The organism is Pedobacter cryoconitis, assembly GCF_003259615.1.
Lineage (GTDB): Bacteria > Bacteroidota > Bacteroidia > Sphingobacteriales > Sphingobacteriaceae > Pedobacter > Pedobacter cryoconitis.
Window position 1 is genome coordinate 1 of the sequence record NZ_QLLR01000009.1, and the last position, 16,750, is coordinate 16,750.

17 protein-coding genes are annotated in these 16,750 nt (G+C 35.3%); 8 read left to right on the forward strand and 9 right to left on the reverse strand.

Features of this window, described 5'->3' with window-relative positions; all coding sequences use genetic code 11:
• On the reverse strand, nt 1–482 hold a 482-nt coding region (locus LY11_RS11070), incomplete at its 3' end, for a hypothetical protein (RefSeq protein WP_211321526.1).
• 280 nt (nt 483–762) lie between these two features.
• Here LY11_RS11070 and LY11_RS11075 point away from each other — a divergent pair.
• From LY11_RS11075 to LY11_RS27290, 5 genes are all read left to right on the forward strand, one after another.
• Entirely contained in the window at nt 763–1,743 is a 981-nt protein-coding gene (locus LY11_RS11075) for a helix-turn-helix domain-containing protein (RefSeq protein WP_111633767.1), read from the forward strand.
• A gap of 1 nt (nt 1,744) precedes the next feature.
• On the forward strand, nt 1,745–2,752 hold the full coding sequence (locus tag LY11_RS11080) for a helix-turn-helix domain-containing protein (RefSeq protein WP_111633768.1): 1,008 nt from the start codon (nt 1,745–1,747) through the stop codon (nt 2,750–2,752).
• A 293-nt stretch (nt 2,753–3,045) separates the two neighbouring features.
• Complete coding sequence (locus LY11_RS11085) at nt 3,046–3,618, forward strand: hypothetical protein (protein WP_111633769.1); 573 nt, start codon at nt 3,046–3,048, stop codon at nt 3,616–3,618.
• A gap of 45 nt (nt 3,619–3,663) precedes the next feature.
• Complete coding sequence (locus tag LY11_RS11090) at nt 3,664–4,206, forward strand: phosphorylase family protein (RefSeq protein ID WP_211321527.1); 543 nt, start codon at nt 3,664–3,666, stop codon at nt 4,204–4,206.
• Nucleotides 4,175–4,435: a phosphorylase family protein gene (locus LY11_RS27290; protein ID WP_394340913.1), complete on the forward strand. Its 261-nt coding sequence runs from the start codon at nt 4,175–4,177 to the stop codon at nt 4,433–4,435. The genes LY11_RS11090 and LY11_RS27290 overlap by 32 nt, the downstream gene beginning before the upstream one ends.
• Here LY11_RS27290 and LY11_RS26890 read toward each other — a convergent pair.
• Nucleotides 4,432–4,593 carry a hypothetical protein gene (locus LY11_RS26890; RefSeq protein ID WP_211321529.1) on the reverse strand — a complete coding sequence of 54 codons (162 nt, stop codon included), beginning with the start codon at nt 4,591–4,593 and terminating at the stop codon, nt 4,432–4,434. The genes LY11_RS27290 and LY11_RS26890 overlap by 4 nt on opposite strands.
• A gap of 189 nt (nt 4,594–4,782) precedes the next feature.
• Here LY11_RS26890 and LY11_RS11100 point away from each other — a divergent pair, with 189 nt between their 5' ends.
• Entirely contained in the window at nt 4,783–6,510 is a 1,728-nt protein-coding gene (locus LY11_RS11100; RefSeq protein ID WP_170132668.1) for an amidohydrolase, read from the forward strand.
• Between the two features lie 155 nt (nt 6,511–6,665).
• On the opposite strand, the gene LY11_RS11105 is transcribed toward LY11_RS11100, so the two are convergent.
• Together LY11_RS11105 and LY11_RS11110 are read right to left on the reverse strand one after the other, a co-directional pair.
• Entirely contained in the window at nt 6,666–8,927 is a 2,262-nt protein-coding gene (locus LY11_RS11105) for a tetratricopeptide repeat protein (protein WP_111633771.1), read from the reverse strand.
• Nucleotides 8,928–9,091: 164 nt separating this feature from the next.
• Nucleotides 9,092–9,637, reverse strand: coding sequence for a hypothetical protein (locus LY11_RS11110; RefSeq protein WP_111633772.1), 546 nt, complete (start codon nt 9,635–9,637; stop codon nt 9,092–9,094).
• Between the two features lie 425 nt (nt 9,638–10,062).
• Here LY11_RS11110 and LY11_RS11115 point away from each other — a divergent pair, with 425 nt between their 5' ends.
• Complete coding sequence (locus LY11_RS11115) at nt 10,063–10,635, forward strand: chemotaxis protein CheB (protein ID WP_170132669.1); 573 nt, start codon at nt 10,063–10,065, stop codon at nt 10,633–10,635.
• A 54-nt stretch (nt 10,636–10,689) separates the two neighbouring features.
• Here LY11_RS11115 and LY11_RS11120 read toward each other — a convergent pair whose 3' ends face one another.
• From LY11_RS11120 to LY11_RS11140, 5 genes are all read right to left on the reverse strand, one after another.
• On the reverse strand, nt 10,690–11,796 hold the full coding sequence (locus tag LY11_RS11120; RefSeq protein WP_111633774.1) for a GAF domain-containing protein: 1,107 nt from the start codon (nt 11,794–11,796) through the stop codon (nt 10,690–10,692).
• A gap of 89 nt (nt 11,797–11,885) precedes the next feature.
• Nucleotides 11,886–12,899 carry a GAF domain-containing protein gene (locus LY11_RS11125; protein ID WP_170132670.1) on the reverse strand — a complete coding sequence of 338 codons (1,014 nt, stop codon included), beginning with the start codon at nt 12,897–12,899 and terminating at the stop codon, nt 11,886–11,888.
• 276 nt (nt 12,900–13,175) lie between these two features.
• The gene (locus tag LY11_RS11130; RefSeq protein WP_111633776.1) at nt 13,176–13,964 is read right to left on the reverse strand and encodes a carbon-nitrogen hydrolase family protein; all 789 of its coding nucleotides are present in this window, start codon (nt 13,962–13,964) and stop codon (nt 13,176–13,178) included.
• A 280-nt stretch (nt 13,965–14,244) separates the two neighbouring features.
• Nucleotides 14,245–14,529 carry a hypothetical protein gene (locus tag LY11_RS11135; RefSeq protein ID WP_111633777.1) on the reverse strand — a complete coding sequence of 95 codons (285 nt, stop codon included), beginning with the start codon at nt 14,527–14,529 and terminating at the stop codon, nt 14,245–14,247.
• A 471-nt stretch (nt 14,530–15,000) separates the two neighbouring features.
• Nucleotides 15,001–15,882: an AraC family transcriptional regulator gene (locus tag LY11_RS11140; RefSeq protein ID WP_111633778.1), complete on the reverse strand. Its 882-nt coding sequence runs from the start codon at nt 15,880–15,882 to the stop codon at nt 15,001–15,003.
• A gap of 172 nt (nt 15,883–16,054) precedes the next feature.
• Here LY11_RS11140 and LY11_RS11145 point away from each other — a divergent pair, with 172 nt between their 5' ends.
• Nucleotides 16,055–16,648, forward strand: a complete 594-nt coding sequence (locus tag LY11_RS11145; protein WP_111633779.1) for a hypothetical protein — start codon at nt 16,055–16,057, stop codon at nt 16,646–16,648.
• Nucleotides 16,649–16,750 lie beyond the last annotated feature (102 nt).

The window sequence follows — 16,750 nt, forward strand, 5'->3', positions numbered from 1 at the left end:
GTACCAGGAATACCCTGAGGACCCTTCAAATTTCCTTCATAAATCCATTTGTCGCCTATCTTTAGATAATAATTGCCTGTGATAGAATCTATATATAAATCTCCATTTTTACCTATAGGCTGTGTTGGAATCCCTTCTTTAACTATTATTTCTGGCCCCAGTGATCCCGATCCACCCGAAGATAAATCGACCCAATGATCAATACTCCAATAATTAAATTTCTGCGTATCAATATTGAAGATTAGCATACCATTAATCACGATATTATTAGTGCCGCTTTTTTGTAATGTTTCACGTCCTTCAGTAGTTAATCTTGGGATTAGTATACCCTTTTTTGTAGAGACGATGTCTAATATAGATTTTAGATCAGGAGTAGTTGTGCCTATACCTACACCACCGTCTTTTTCCTGAGCATTAGATATATTTACAATACCTAATAGCATAAATAATCCGGTTAATATTTTTTTACTTGTCTTTTTCATTGTTACACCTTATAAGGCTGGTTATCTGTTAGATTGATAAGAGTTAGAACAGGTGCAAAAGTCATTACTAATTACTTGTGAATGAGCCAGAATAAGACATTTTAGTAGCAAAATAAGGTTGACTCAAGCCTTACAAAAAGAAAATAATTAACGGGATAATCAGAAACCTATAGTAATACCAGCTAATCAAAATAAAGATCTGATCGGGTATTTTAATAACCCATTCAGACTTTTATTTAACTATATTTGGAATAGATAAAAATTAACGGAAATGTAATTTATGAGAGAAGTTATTCATCAGTACGGTGTTGAACTTGAATGGGTTACTGATATAGCTCCTAAATTAGGCGGTTACGTAGATGGGAACAATATTGTGGTTCCCGGAGAAGCCAGGCCAGGAACAAGATTTATACTTCCTATCAATGATAATATGACAGCATTTGTTGTTGATGTTACCTATAATGAAGATGTAATCTATAGATTACGAAATATTCGTGATGACTTTGTTGGGGTTTACTATAATCTTACTGAAGGTGATGCTGTACATATTTTAGATGATGTTTCCAGACTAGCTGGTAGATGGGGCTGTAATCTTGCTGTGTTCGATGCAAATCTGGGTGGAGACTATCTTGTTAAAATGGGCTGTACAACATTTATGTTAGCTATTTTTATTAAAAAAAGTGCATTGAAAAATTACTTTTCTAAAACTGAGCAATATGATCAGATTTTAGACTCTGTTTTTGATTCGGAGAAAAACACGATAGTTAAATTTGACAGAATGGGCAGTCAAGCCTGGTGGCTAATGAATGAACTACGAAAAACTAATGCTACTGGAGCTCTTTATGAGACAATGGTAATTGGAACAGTATATGGATTGCTTTGTGACTATCTGGACCAGACAGCTAATCAAGAAATTATACTTGAGAAAGTAGTTCAAGAAGATGTGGTAAATATTATAGCCTCACAAGCTTACTTAGTAGAACATATTGAGGAACAGTTTGCTGGGATAACTAAATTGGCAACTGATGCAAACATGTCGGAGACAAAATATAAAAGACTTTTTAAAAAAATAATCGGAATAACTCCTAATGCTTTCTTTTTAACTAATAAACTGTCTTTCGCAAAAGAGAAATTGGAAACCGGCAATTATACAGTTGGAGAGATAGCAGTTAAATTTAATTTCACAGATGCCTCACATTTAATTGAACAATTCAAAAGAGCCTTTGGCATTACTCCTAAAGAGTATCTAACGTTATTGTAGCATGATCAACAAAAGATTGGAATTTACGTATCACTACACATTAACGCCAGAATGGCAACAACAAATAGTCGAGAATCTAGGAGCCACTCTGATTGACAATAAATTATTAATTATTCCAGAGGAAATTGCTTCTGGAGGGTCCGTGTTTTTAGAAGTCTTACCGGGGCTGTCTGTACATCTTTTAGACATGACATTTCATGTACCAGTTGCAATTACAAGAGCTGCAAAAGATCATAATTACTATATGATTTATTACGATATAGGAGATGAAATAACAACCCATATTCTTGGAGATACAGTTCATCAAGCGGGATACCATTCAAAATTGGGGATGGGTTTCATGGATAGTTCCGTAACTGGTGTCATTATCCCTCCTGTTAATGAACGTTCATATAGTTTGAGATTATTAGTTGATAAAAATTATTATAAATTACTAGCAGCAACTAACAGAACCGCTGAACTTAGTGACTTACTATTTGACGAGTCCAAAAATACATTATTTTTCTATAGTCACATTGATAGCAGAAGTAAAGTTTTACTGAATAAGTTAAAAGAAGATCACCATTTTTCCAGTTCTTCATTTGAATTAAAGCTTAAACATATTGCGTTGTACCTTTTAAATTATATAGTTGATCGTACTGCTGATTTTGAACCAATTATCAATAAGTTATCACAACAAGATATTGATAATATTCTCAAAACCTCTAAATATTTACTAGATAATCTTTTAACTGAATTCCCTGGTATACCAGTCATGGCTGATATTGCAGGGATGTCGGGTACTAAATACAAAACTCTTTTTAAAAAGATATTGAAAGATAGTCCAAGCAATTTTTTCTCAAATGAGAAGCTCCTGCTTGCACAAAAACTATTGCAAAGTGGCGATTTCAATCATATAAATGATATTGCTTATGAACTTGGGTACAACAATCCAGGATATTTCTCAAGAATGTACAAGAAGATGTTTGGCTTCTCTCCTGTAGATGTACTAATCAAATCTATATATTAGCCTTGAATTTACTTTTAGATTGTCATATCTATTATCAGCGATAGGCTGACCCGCAATTTTCTTTATACTAGCGGCGCAGGTATTCGTTTGTTTATTGGTATTGTCAATGGCTGATTTGATCTTATAGAAACTATTGTTTTAATAATTAAAATATATTTATTTAATGCGCAATACAAAGAATCTAAAAAGCTATTATAAGCTCAAAGATTAATGCTGTTAGCTCAATTCAGTCTTACCAAATAGATTATATCTCATTTTACCCCTATCTTTCGCCTTTTAATTAAAATATATAAATGAAGAAATTAGTTCCTATTGCTACGATGTTTATCGCCCTGTTTTTTGCTTCCTGTAATAATATGATCAATACATCAATAGACATGGATAGTCCTTTTGAGACAGTAACTGTTAAAAATGAATATGAAATTAAAGTACCGGCGGGTATTACAGAAGTAGCACCAGAAGAAGCCTGGTATTCATACGAAGGTAAAGATGAAACCAAAACCTTTATCATAAAGGGCGAAACCATTAAAAAAGAAGGCTACGAAAAAAGAAGAACAGAAGAAGGTACGCTAAACAAATTTCCATATGGACTAAAAGGATGTACTGATTATAACTTCGATTTTTACAGCAAGCAGGCAAAAGATGCTAAAGAAACGACTGTTGTAATTGATACAATTATTAATTCGTATCCTGCAAAAGTTTATAAATTCAGCGCAAAGGCATTAGCCGTGGATATGCAGATTATGGCGGCTTATCTTGAAGGTAAGGATAAACGAATCCAGAGAATTATTGTGGCTTATCCGGTAACTGCTGTTAACGGAGCTAAAGCTGCAGAAAAAATTATTTATTCTTTTAAATCTTTATAGAATTTAGCTGCATTTGTAAATTATTAACATAAAGAATCGGTGTTTATGAAGAGTGAAAAAATAATAGGGATAATGGGGGCTATGAATGAGGAAATTAATAGCATCCTCAAACTCATGACCGCTGTAGAAGAGTTCACATACGGCAGGAGAACCTATTATACAGGCTTTATCAACGGAACCAAATCAGTTGTAGTTTTCTCCAGATGGGGTAAAGTCGCTGCTGCAAGTACGGTAACCAGTCTGATTATTAAATTCAACATCACAGACTTAATATTTATAGGCGTTGCCGGTGCAATAAATCCGGCATTAAAAATAGGTGACATTGTTATTGCAGATCAATTGGTTCAGCATGATATGGATGCAAGGCCTTTAATGGATAGATATGAAATTCCATTGTTAGGAGTTACTTATTTTAAACCAGATTCTAATCTGATGGCTATTGCAGAGAAAGCCATTCACGAAATCATCGGTAATCAAGCCCGGCCTTTTATTGGCCAGGATGAAAGAGACAGGTTCTCACTGACTAATCCTGAATTGCATAAGGGAAGTATTGCAAGTGGCGATAAATTTTTTGCGAGATCAAAATGATAAAGATGATTTGTTTTCAAATTTACCTGCCACTTTATGCGTCGAAATGGAAGGTGCTTCAGTAGCCCAGGTTTGTTATGAGTATGAGATCCCTTTTGTTATTTTGAGAATTATTTCTGATGAATCAAATGAGCATTCGCCAATAGATTTTCCAGATTTTATCATCAATGTATCCAGTAAGTATTCCCAGGAAATTATTAAAAATATGTTTTCCTGCCTACAGGGTTAATGATTTACCGAATAGTAATCCCATATCTCTTTTGAAATGGCTGCAATTGCATTTTCACCTCTTTCTTTTGGAGCCTTAAAATCAGACATAAATACTGAAATGGCTAAATGTTTGCCATTAGGCAAAGTAACGATACCAATATCATTAAAAGCGGCCATTAATCCCTGTTTATTTACACCTGAAGCTGGATTGTTTATTTGATGTGTTCTGGCTTAATTTTATATCATAGACACAATAAATCTAATTGTGATTTTAGACTAAAATAATCTGATCATAAATATTAATTGTAGATTGAGCATAAAGTGGATGTCCGTATAGTTATGGACATAAACATTAATATAAAAACTATGAAAAAAGGTCTTCTTATATTATTTATAGTGACAATTTATTTATTTTTCAGTTGTAACAACTCCTTTAAAAGGCCAGTTGATAAAAGCACTGCAGATACCATTTATTATGGTGGTAATATTATAACTATGGAAGGTGATTTTGTTAATTATGTTGAAGCAATCGCTGTAAAAGATGGTAAGATTATTTTTGCAGGGACTAAATCAGATGCAAATAAACTTAATGGAACTCACACAAAAATGAATGATCTGGAAGGAAAAACTTTATTGCCAGGTTTTGTGGATGGACACAGCCACTTCAGTGAGGTTGGTTTGCAATCAGTATCAGCAAATCTTTTGTCGCCACCAGATGGCCCTGTGAAAAATATAGATGAACTGCAAAAGGTACTTCGTGAGTTTATGGCAGTTTCGCCGATCGTTAAAGCGCATCAAATTGTGCTGGTGATGAACTATGATAACTCTCAGCTGAAAGAACAACGAAGTCCAATAAGACAGGAATTAGATGCTGTTTCAACACAACTGCCAATTATCGTAATTCATCAATCAGGACATTTAGCAGTTTTGAATAGTAAAGCACTGGCAATGGTTGGGATTACTGCCGATTCTAAGAATCCCGATGGAGGTATAATTGAACGGGAAGCAGATGGTAAAACGCCAAATGGAGTTTTACAGGAAAATGCTTTTTTCCAGATCATACCAAAGCTGCCATTGAAATTTACACCGGAAGAAGTTGCCTCGATGATACAAACAAGTGAAGCTATTTATATAAAGAACGGTTTTACCACTATACAGGATGGTAAAACGACACCTGTAAATATTAAGGTGCTACCAGAACTCGCGAAAAAAGGAGCCTTTAAAGTTGACATTGTATCCTACCCCGATTTGGTTCTTTTAAGCAAAGACAGTATTCTTCGGGGGCCGTTAATGTCAAAGAAATACACGAATCATTTCCGGATTGGTGGTGTGAAAATAACAATGGATGGCTCCCCTCAGGGAAAAACTGCCTGGTTTACCCAACCATATTATAAAGTTCCGGCAGGACAGGATTCTACTTATGCTGGCTATCCAGCGTTTACCGATGAAAAATTGATTAAATGGTTTGAACTCGCCTATAAAAACAACTGGCAATTATTAACCCATACAAATGGTGATGCAGCAATTGATCAGCTCATCAGAATGGATAAAGCTGCTGCTATTAAATATCCTGCCAAAGATCGCCGTACAGTTATGATACATGGCCAATTTTTGCGGCACGATCAGGTAAAGGAAATAATGGATGCCGATATTTTTGCCTCTTTATTCCCTTTGCATACTTTTAACTGGGGTGATTTTCACCGTCAATCAGTTGTAGGGCCAGAACGTGCAGAAAACATGTCTCCAACAGGCTGGTTATTGGAAAACAAAATGAAGTTCAGCATCCATTCAGATGCTCCTGTTATTTTTCCAAATTCAATGCAACTGATTTCTACAGCAGTTAACAGAACAACACGTACAAATTATCTTTTAGGGCCAAAACAGAAAATATCTCCTTACGTTGCTTTACAGGCAATGACCATCTGGCCTGCCTATCAACACTTTGAAGAAGATGTGAAAGGTTCTTTGGTCAAAGGAAAAAATGCTGACTTTGTGATTCTGGATCAGAACCCCATAAAAGCTGATCCGAAAAAAATCAATGAAATAAAGGTTATGGAAACGATCAAAGAAGGTAAAACTGTTTATAAAAATTAGTGTAAGCGCAAAAAGCCCCATAATGGGCTTAATTGATATTTATGATAATATTTAATTTATAAGTTAATTATTGTTTTAATAATTCAAAATTATGCGTTATTGAACCAATAATTGACTTAATATTCTTAAAAACTTAATTTCATGACATCAAATAATTACTTAAAAAAAGAAAACAATCCTTTTTTCCACTCCTTCTTCCTTTTTAGCGCTTCTTCATTAGCCGGGTAAGCTTCCAGTATATTCTTTATATTTTCTAAGGCTTCACTTTTAGAACCTGTGGCATGTAACGCATCTGCATATTGTAATTTCACTTTCAAAAGCTCATCATCCCAAGCCCATTCATTCCTGATATAACATAATATGGCCTGGTAAGCCACTTCGTTACAATTATCCCATTTATTTAAGATGAAATAACAATCAGCCAGCTGAAGATAAGCTCTGCTCAATTCGTACTCATTATCTGGGTAAACTATCTTTAGTGGCGCAATTAAAGCTTTCAGATCTTCAATTGCTTTTTCGTAATTGCCCAGATTCATATAAGATAACCCGCGCATATAATGGATTTTGCAACGTGAAGTATCTTGTATCGCTTCTTTCTTCACCGATTGATAATTGTCTGCACAAGCGATACACTGGCTATAATCTTTGATAATATAATATTCCTGCATCAGCATAAACCATGCAGAATTATCATCAGGGTTTTTAACCAGCTCATTTTGCCATGCCTTAATTGCATCTTCCGGGCTTCCTTTACTCAACAGATCATGGCGGACATTTTGAATGATAATATATTGTTCACTTAGCTCAAACAGCTGATGTTCTGCGAGCTCTTTCTTGTTGATTTCCAGAAAAGAGTCGTATTCTTCAGTTATTGCATCTAAGATTTCATAAGTTTCCTCATTACGTCCCAATTTATAAGTCATATCCAGAATCTCAGCTTTGAGCCTCAGGTAATCTGAAAAAGACAGATAATCACTACTATAGCTTGCGGCCGCTCCGTATATTTCTATCGCCTCTTCATATTTTTCCAGTCCTTTAAGCGCAGTTCCCCAGCTATTCAACTGCTCCCAAAAAGGAGAAAGAGAATAACCAATAGCGTGAACTTCAGCAGCTTTTTCATAAACTCCGATTTCAGAAAGTGCTATTCCGTAATTATTACAGCACATGGCAAAAGTATGGACCTCGTTAGCTAAACTTTCACCAGTGTTATTGTAGAAATATTCATAAAAACCCTGATAAGAAATGTCATAAAACTTGACTTTGAGTTGCTGTAATTCCTCAGCTAACTCTTCAGTCCATATATTTGGGATAGACTCATAATAAAAATCACAGCCCGCGGTATAATATGCTTCAGGAGAATCTGCGGGTAAAGATTCGATAGTAGGTAATTCCCCTGTAACGCGGCAATTCGCATCAACATAACGGCGCAGTCCTCGCGCCAGCCCTCCTATTTCTAAACTCTTTTTCAGATAGGGTAACGCCTCTGCATACTTCTTCTCATCAAATAAAAATGTACCTGCAAAATGATATGGAATATCCCAATCAGGATAAACTTTCATATAACTAAGAGAAAGACTTAATATTTCGATCGGATCTGCCTTTAAATGTTCAGAAAACCTTCTTAAAGCCATTATTAAACTGTGTACCAAAAGCTTATTCAGTTTACTTTTGGCGCTTAAGTCATTAATTCTGTGGTAAAGGTCAATCAGCTCTTGGTTGGGCTGCTCATCACTGTAAGTAAACGCCATAAAAGCAGCCTCTCCTGCCAGTTCTAGTCGCTGGTAATCTAAGGCAAGTAAAGCAACTGCATTATGTGTCAGATAATTTTGATGTGGATAAGCCCTACCTTCTCTGAAGGTTTGAAACACTTGCAGCGCATCTTCTTTATGCCACAGATAAATATTCGTCTTTTCCAGATAAAGCAGGCTTAATTCCTTGTCGAGAATGCTTCTGTTAGTAGGATATAGTGCTTTAAAATGTGCAATCATTAAGTCTATATCCTCTAATACAAGTTCCATATTTCCCAGCATAAAATTAACCTGACGGCGGTAGCCTATTGCTTTTAGCCTGGTATCTTCGTTTTCTGAAAAAACAAGGATATCACAGTAAACCTGTGCTTCTGATAAGTTATCTTGTGTTACAAAGATATTGATATAGGCAGCATATAACATCGCTTCCTCATGAGTAGGCTGAAGTTTTAAAACGTATTCAAAACTATGATATGCAGTTGTATATAGTGATAGATCGTTTCGATCGGGATCAAAAGTCTGACTAGCTAATTGATATTCGCATCTGGCTTTGAGCAGCAGCGCTTCAATACTATCAGGATTAACCAGGAGAAAAGGGTTCAAAGATTCAAGGCATTTTGGAAATTCACCTTGATTATAAAGGGATTGTAAGTCTTGTATAGTGGTCATGTTGTGTCTATCCTATTAAAATCAGCGACAGGCTGATACGCTAACATATAAGCTCAATTAAACCGCAAATATAAGATTACACAAAATAAAGAACGTTTTTTACCTTAATATATTTAAAATATAAAAAATTCAAACATGATTTAGGAAATTAGGCAGGTTACATATTATTTTTCGCTATTCAGCAGCTTTAAAAATAACTGCTCCGTTTCATGGAAATGGGGTGTCAAACGGATCCCATTATCTTTAGCTTTGATCACATTAATAATCTTGTTGAACTCATCTATCCCGTACATAGAAAGCCTCATACTAATTTTTTTGATTTTAGTGTTCGTATCATTCAGGTATCTAAAGTCAATAATCAGATCCCAATCTTTTGTTGTAACGTGCTCTCGCATATCTACAACAATTACCAGGTTCCAGTCTATAACTAATGTTTGACAATTGAATAATCTTGGGCTGCTGGTTTCAATCTGTTTATCATCAATAATCGTATGAATACGGCGTTTAGTACCCCGCCAGAATATAAAGCACATCATATAACATAAAAGTACATTGATGCAGAAAATGATCAGTAAATCCCATGTGGCATGAATAAGTTGTGCACTGATTACATCATAAATGACAACTGTACCACCAACAAAGAACGAGAGACTAATGATACGAAAAATCCATTTTTGGAAATCTGGTAAAACGTAAGAAAATGTAAACACTGTATTTTTAAAATTTATGAAATGAATTGAAGGATTATCCTTCAGGTATATAATTGTTTAAAGTGTAAATTGTCATACTCTTCTTGACAATCCCATAATAGCAAGGGGCTTGTGTACTTTAAATATTACGATGCCACAAAGCTACATTGACCATTTACGGAAGGGTAACTTGATAAGACCAAATAATAGCATGATAAGACCATTTTGGAACAAAGGGCAAATTCTGTACTGAGATTAGTTTACAGTAGAAAATAGATTACTGATTTATGTTTACCTGGTTTATTACATTTTCCTGTCCTTAGTTTATAATAGGAGTAAAAATGGCTGCTTTTTTGATTTTTTTGGTTGTCCCATACCCTCACTCGTTTAATTTAAAACAAGCATACAGGTTCTTTGTTAAAACCAATTATCCTAAAAATATATTTATGACAAATTCATTTTTCATAGTCGGAATAGGTGCTTCTGCTGGAGGCGTTCCCGCTTTAACTGAGTTTTTTGACCACTTACCATATAAAATGAAAAGTTCTTATGTAGTGGCGACTCATCTTATGCGTGATCGTCAGAGTTTATTAGATCAGATTCTTAAGAAACATACTAAACTTCCAGTAATTAGATTGGAGAAGGACACGAAATTAGAGATGGGAAAAATCTATGTAATCATTGAAGACACCACAGTCACTGTAAAAGATGGATTACTGAAAGTAGAAAAAAGAGACGACAAAGTTGTTAATTCTTGTGTGGATATTTTATTTGAATCTCTTGCCATAGAGCTTCGGGAAATAGGAATTGGTATAATCTTGTCAGGTGGAGGTAACGATGGATTAAAGGGGGCAAAAAAAATTAAAGAAATGGGTGGAAAGGTTCTGGTACAAAACCCCGATTCGGCGAAAATTCCATGGATGCCAATGTCAGTTATTGAAGGCGATCACCCAATAATTGTAGAAACGCCGGCAAAAATAGCTCAACATTTAGTCAGATTATGCAAATTATCTGAATAGTTAAGGGTGTATTTATCAAAACCATCATTGATTTGAGCTTAAAAATTAAAATCTTCAATAGCCTGTTTTTTCAGTGTTTTTAACTGTAAAATTTACGATTTCAATTATGCTGTCATCTATCTCATTTACGCTGTTTTTGATCACTTTTAACAAAGGATAATTCTCATCGTATCCATCCATTTCCATCAGATTAAGCATGCCTTTGATCGTTGCTACGGGTCTGCGAAATTCGTGAGACTGTATAAATGCAATACGGGAAAGTTTACGTTGCTGAGCTAAAGCGGTCTGCTGAGAGGCTATTCTTTTGGAAATATCGATGGAATTATAAGATATGCCGATAATTTCACCATCATTGTTTCTAGCTGGATCATAACTGTCTATAAACCAACTGGAGAATACTCCATAATTGTGTAAAAGTTCCAGTCTGATACTTTCTCCTGATAGCGTAATACCACAATTATTAATAAAGTCAGCCATATAATTAGAATCAATGAACTGCATAATATTCATTCCTGGGTTTAATTCAACACCATAAGCTTTCTTGATCAATAGTTTAACTGCTTTATTACAGCAAATTATGTTCAAATCCCTATCCAGCAATAAGTGGTTGCTTGTGGTGCTTTCAAAAAATGAATTCATTTTCAGTTCAAGCTTTTTGGCATTCAAATATTGTTCCTTTAGAAAGTGAAGATTGCTTTCAAAATCTAATAACTGGATGACCTGTTTGGCCAGGTTTTGCAGCATTTTTGTTTGGATTTCGGTGAGTTGTCCTGGTTTTCGGTCAAAAACGCATAAACTTCCCAGTGTTTGTCCGTCATTGGTAGTTAGCGGTGCGCCTGCATAAAAGCGGATACCGGCCTCACGTGTTACCGCATCATAATCTTTAAGATTAGCATCCAATTGCGCATCTGGAACAATTATTATAGCCTTACTTTCTACTACGAAATGACAAAAGGATTGATCCCTGCCAGAGTTGGGTACAAACCTATCATTAAATAAAATATATTCTGTATCCTGGCCTATTAGCGTGATTAAGGCATTTGGTACGTCGCAAATATCTGCAGCTAACTGGGCGATTTCTTTAAATTCTTCCTGTTTATCAACCTTAACCTTTAGAAATCGATTTACCGCCTCCAGCCGTTTTAACTCATTATATGGCATGTGAAATGTAGTTTAACTAATAACAATTTAACCTATAGAAGAGTTTAATGAAGGTATATTCTCAACATTTCGTTCCTCTGATAAAATGATTAAACTCCCCTTGTTAAAAGTTCATCACATGCCTTTTCCAGTAGTTTAAACTCCATGACACCATCCGGGTAACCTTGCTGTTTCATAGCAGCCATTGTACCTTTGATCACTTCAAGAGGATGATGTAAGTCAGCTGAGAGAATACGATCGATCTGACGAAGAGATTCTCCTTGTTCTACCACCATTTTTTCATCCCTTACCATTTGTGTAATGTCAGTTGCACTATAAGTAACACCTACAATGGCCCCTATTGAATCAAAAGCAGGTTCGAAAATAAGATGCCATGGGTTACTCCCTTTTGGCGATTCCATGATGACTTCAATACTAACATTTTCTCTCATTAATGCGCGTTTACAATTCCTGATGAATTCATCAACAAACCCAGGTTCAATATAATCATTCACCTCCATGCCTTCTGCAATTGTTAGCTGATAGTTGTTCCTGAGTAAATTGACCATGGTATTGTTAAAAGAAAGCACACGAAGGTCAGTGTCCAGCAGCAAATGGCAGCAACCTGAACTTTCAAAGAAAGAGCGAAGCTTAATTTCTTCTACACGTGAAAAGTCATATTGTTCTTTCAATAGCTGAAGGCTGGCATCAAATTCCAGCAAGCGGGTAACTTGCCTGGCAAGCCGGTGCAGCATCTTTTGCTCAATGATTGTCAGGGTTTTAGGAGCTATACCGTAGACGCACAAAGTACCTATATTATAATCATCGTAAGTTGTTAGCGGTGACCCTGCATAAAACCGGAGGTGGGGCTTGTAAACTACAGATGGGTTATTCTTCACACGCTCATCCACCAGTGTATCAGGAATAATTAACAATTCTTTTTGCATAACGGTATGTCTGCAAAAATTGTCATTAAAAGAAACCTCGCTATGATCAGTACCTGCTTTGAATTTGATATGCTGCGTCTCATTATCCATAAATGTAATCATTGCTATCGGTACATTACATATATTGGCTGCCAACTCAACTATTTGCTGCAGCTCGTCCTCTCTATCAATCTTCATGTGCAAAAAACGGTTTACTGTATTCACCATTTTTAATGGGCTATCTGACATATCTTAATTCCTATTTAATAATAATGAATAAACCCAAAGCAAGGTTTACCAAATGTAGAAGTAAAGGCAAAAATTTTATTACCCCTACGTAAACGCACTCTAAGCGGTTCTTAGCAAACACCATACCGAATAAGATCAATATTGATGCAAATAAAGAAGAAGAGGAACAATAGGCATTACACCGAATAGGAATAAAATAGGATCTTAAAAAACTCAGCTCGAGTATTAACTGTATAGGGAGTTTTTAAATCTCTTAGCTAATAGGCCAGTTGCCTGATCAGGGTCAATTTCTCCAACAATTATACCAGCCCTCCCATAAACTTCATTGAGTACACAATTTCCAGAGGGGTCGATTAATGAGCTGGCTGATTCAGGGTAAAGAGATGAATAATTAACACTGGCAAAATAAATAGTATTTTCCAAAGCTCTCATCATCATTGCTTTTTCATAGTATGGATTGCTTTTATTGCCCCATTCCGTTAGCTTTACTCCATTCGTATTACTTCCAGAAAAGTGAGGATGAAAAACGATCTGGGCACCGTTTTGTGCCGCCCATCTTACTGATTCAGGATAACGAAATCCTTCATGGCATATAGTTATACCAAATTTGACACCTTTAATCTCAAATATAGATCTCTCTGTACCTGGAATCCAGATAGTGTCTTCTGAAGGATCTAATTGGTTTTTAGTTTGATAACCTAATATTTCACCGTTTTCGGAAACCACATAAGCGAGGTTGACAAGTTGTTTATCGATGTACCAATCCATAGGAACAATAATTGCGATTGAGTTTTCAGCCGCAATTCTGCACACTTCGTTTAATGCGGCCTCCAGGTTTTCGCTAGTCTGGTCTGATTTTGAATAGCCCATTCCTGGGTATCCCGGAAGATAAGATTCTGGAAAACAGATAATTTCAGCATTAATATCAATAGCCTCTATCACCATCTTCTCAAGTGTCTGTAAACCATCATTGATATTTTTTGGAAACTGAGGGGATGCTAAAGCTATTTTCATAAAATAAAGGTATTATAAAAAAGCTTCTCAAACACAACAATATTCGTAAAGCTAGTCTCATCCTCTATAATAATAAAGCAACTCCTTTAGTATTTTCTGGACGCTGGACTTAGGAAATGAAGCAAAAAGCATTAGCTCTGGATGCGGAAAACTATTCTTGCTGAGAGTCTGGAATCAAAGATTATCTGTATATATGGCTTGGGCATTAGTTAATGCTTAATCATTTTCGACACAAATAACCATATATCTTTCCTTAATGAGGCAGTATCTAATAAACTGTTTAAATGGGATTCTCACATGCTGTAAGGGTTGTAGTCAACGCACTGGTAAATCGAAAAACATAACTTGTTTCGTTCATTCCACCAATGGTACTATGAAATATGCCTCTAATATGTTTTCCAGGCATGCTGCTTTTACGAAAATTCTCTGATGCCTTTTTGGTTTCCACTGATTGTTTCATTGTGCCTGGCACAGGTCTTTTTGAAACAACCTGTACCCCATCTACCACTTTAAAAATGAAATCGCCCAGGATTCCCTTTAAAAATTTACCGTCGAAAATTGCCATAAATATTTGCTTTTTTATCAATGTAAAGCATTTGTGCTAAAGAGTATCATCCTAAGCAGGCAATGTCCATAATTGTCCGCGGCTGTCTGCAATTGTCCGTAGTTGTCCATGTTCTGGTCAAAGGAAAAATTATAAGGTTCATCAGTCTTCAACTAATCATGCTTTGTTTGTGCCTGAGTAGTGGTCGATGTAAGACCAAGCTTAAAACAGCCTTTAACCATAGGTACTCCAAGTCTTTTCAACTAGTTGTTTTTACTTGGACTTGCCATGCACTCACGTTACTCTAGCATTGCTCTTACCCTAACGAGTACTCGGGCAGTACTCAGGCAGTACCCGGATGTTGCAGGTCAGGATCAGGATGAATTATATCAAGTGAGCGGGTTTGAAAACTGGCTTTTCTATAGACAATTATAAAGACAAGATTGTGTAAATAGGTGAAGCCGGATCGCTTAAGGACTTTAGTTTCAAAAACTAGACAGTTTCATAAATTACTGAATTTAGTTCTTTTCTATATTGCGAGGCAGTTTTACCAGTAAATTCTTTAAATAACTTGTTGAAATGACTAAAATTATTAAATCCACTTTCATAACAAATATTTGCGATACTAGTTGATTTTTCAGCCAAAAGTTTTGAAGCATGTACAACACGGTACTCATTAACAAAAGCAGTAAACGTTTTTTTGGTGATTTTTTTAAAGTATCTGCAGAAAGAAGGCACCGTCATACTTGCCATCGCAGCTACATTTTCTAAACTTATGGGTGTCTTGAAATTATCTTTAACATAATTGAGGACCATATTAATTCTATCGTTATCCTGAACCTGTGTTTCGAGTGAAAAACCGGAAGCATTTAAAATTCTATAATCGGCAGAGTTTTGAAGTTCTTTTAAAACGGCTAATAGTGCTAACAGTCTTTCAAAAGGTAATAAACCCTCCATTTTCTCTATCTGTTTGCCAACAACTTTTTTGATTTCATTTCCAAAAGCAATCCCCCCTCTGGCCTTATCAAAAAGTTCCTGTATCCATTTTGTTTCTTGTAAACCCAGAAATCCTGCTCCAAGAAAATCTGGTTTCATCTGGATGACCGTTTCATTCTTGTTCCCGGTATTGTAATCAGTAAAGCCACAATGTGGGAGATTGCTTCCAATTAATATTAAGTCTCCATCGGTATAGTAAGATATATGACTCCCAATTTGTCTTTTTCCAGCTCCGCCATTTACAAAAACCATTTCGATTTCCTGGTGGTAATGCCATACATGGGCCTTGTTATTGGAATTCATTAAATATTTAGAATAATAGAAAGAACTTCCAAAAGAAGACTCAACTACCTCGTATCCAGGCTTTATTGCTTTCATGTTTTTTCAATTACTAAATCAAAAATATACTTTATTATGAGTTTTAACAAGGAAAAACGCATGTTAATGTTAATATAGCATAACTATCGGAAAATATGCAGTCAATTATACCAGCTCATTGTCAATAACTTAGACCCATCAAATAATTACTCACTCTTCTAAAATTAATGATATGAAAAATCTACTCAAAATTAGCCTGATAGCTACCATCCTTTTTACCAGTGTAAATACATATGCAAATAATGATGACCTTTCATTGAAAGTTAACAGTGCAGAAAGTAAAACCATTCGTCTTTCTATAAATGAGACGCAAGACATGAAGGTAACCTTCTATGGCCTGAATGATGAAATCCTATATGAGAAAAAAGGTCATGAATTAAGCGGATCGAGCAAAACTTACGACTTAACTAATTTTCCTGATGGAAACTATATAATGAAAGTGGAAACAGGCTTAAAATCGGTTGAATATCAAATTAACATTGAAAATAATAAAGCCTCACTTTCTACAGCCTCAAATAAAGAAGCTTTTAAACCAGTGTTGACAAAGAAAGATGGAGTGATCACCCTTAATTTAGATTATACAAATAAGGCTCCGGTTGAAATTACGATTTTCGATGAATTCAACAATCAACTTTACGCGGATAGTTATAAAGATTCGGCAAAATTGGTTAGAAAATTTAATGTTGACAATGCCCTTTCTACTAAATTAACTTTTGTTATAACATCTAAAGATCAAGCGTTTAACAGTACGATAGATGTTAGATAAATAGAATAATTTTTCTATTGGACTTATTTGGTTATCATCAACAAACCATTTAATTTAAATCTTCTGCCAGTTTAACTGACGATTTAAATTAAATGGTTTATT

What these genes read in the sequence shown, in the direction of transcription:
- LY11_RS11135 (WP_111633777.1), bottom strand. Translation starts at nt 14,529, where the DNA reads ATGGCAATTTTCGACGGTAAATTTTTAAAGGGAATCCTGGGCGATTTC.
- LY11_RS11075 (WP_111633767.1), top strand. Translation starts at nt 763, where the DNA reads ATGAGAGAAGTTATTCATCAGTACGGTGTTGAACTTGAATGGGTTACT.
- LY11_RS26890 (WP_211321529.1), bottom strand. Translation starts at nt 4,593, where the DNA reads ATGGCCGCTTTTAATGATATTGGTATCGTTACTTTGCCTAATGGCAAA.
- LY11_RS11090 (WP_211321527.1), top strand. Translation starts at nt 3,664, where the DNA reads ATGAAGAGTGAAAAAATAATAGGGATAATGGGGGCTATGAATGAGGAA.
- LY11_RS11145 (WP_111633779.1), top strand. Translation starts at nt 16,055, where the DNA reads ATGAAAAATCTACTCAAAATTAGCCTGATAGCTACCATCCTTTTTACC.
- LY11_RS11115 (WP_170132669.1), top strand. Translation starts at nt 10,063, where the DNA reads ATGACAAATTCATTTTTCATAGTCGGAATAGGTGCTTCTGCTGGAGGC.
- LY11_RS11140 (WP_111633778.1), bottom strand. Translation starts at nt 15,882, where the DNA reads ATGAAAGCAATAAAGCCTGGATACGAGGTAGTTGAGTCTTCTTTTGGA.
- LY11_RS11085 (WP_111633769.1), top strand. Translation starts at nt 3,046, where the DNA reads ATGAAGAAATTAGTTCCTATTGCTACGATGTTTATCGCCCTGTTTTTT.
- LY11_RS11100 (WP_170132668.1), top strand. Translation starts at nt 4,783, where the DNA reads ATGAAAAAAGGTCTTCTTATATTATTTATAGTGACAATTTATTTATTT.
- LY11_RS11080 (WP_111633768.1), top strand. Translation starts at nt 1,745, where the DNA reads ATGATCAACAAAAGATTGGAATTTACGTATCACTACACATTAACGCCA.
- LY11_RS11105 (WP_111633771.1), bottom strand. Translation starts at nt 8,927, where the DNA reads ATGACCACTATACAAGACTTACAATCCCTTTATAATCAAGGTGAATTT.
- LY11_RS11130 (WP_111633776.1), bottom strand. Translation starts at nt 13,964, where the DNA reads ATGAAAATAGCTTTAGCATCCCCTCAGTTTCCAAAAAATATCAATGAT.
- LY11_RS11120 (WP_111633774.1), bottom strand. Translation starts at nt 11,796, where the DNA reads ATGCCATATAATGAGTTAAAACGGCTGGAGGCGGTAAATCGATTTCTA.
- LY11_RS11125 (WP_170132670.1), bottom strand. Translation starts at nt 12,899, where the DNA reads ATGAAGATTGATAGAGAGGACGAGCTGCAGCAAATAGTTGAGTTGGCA.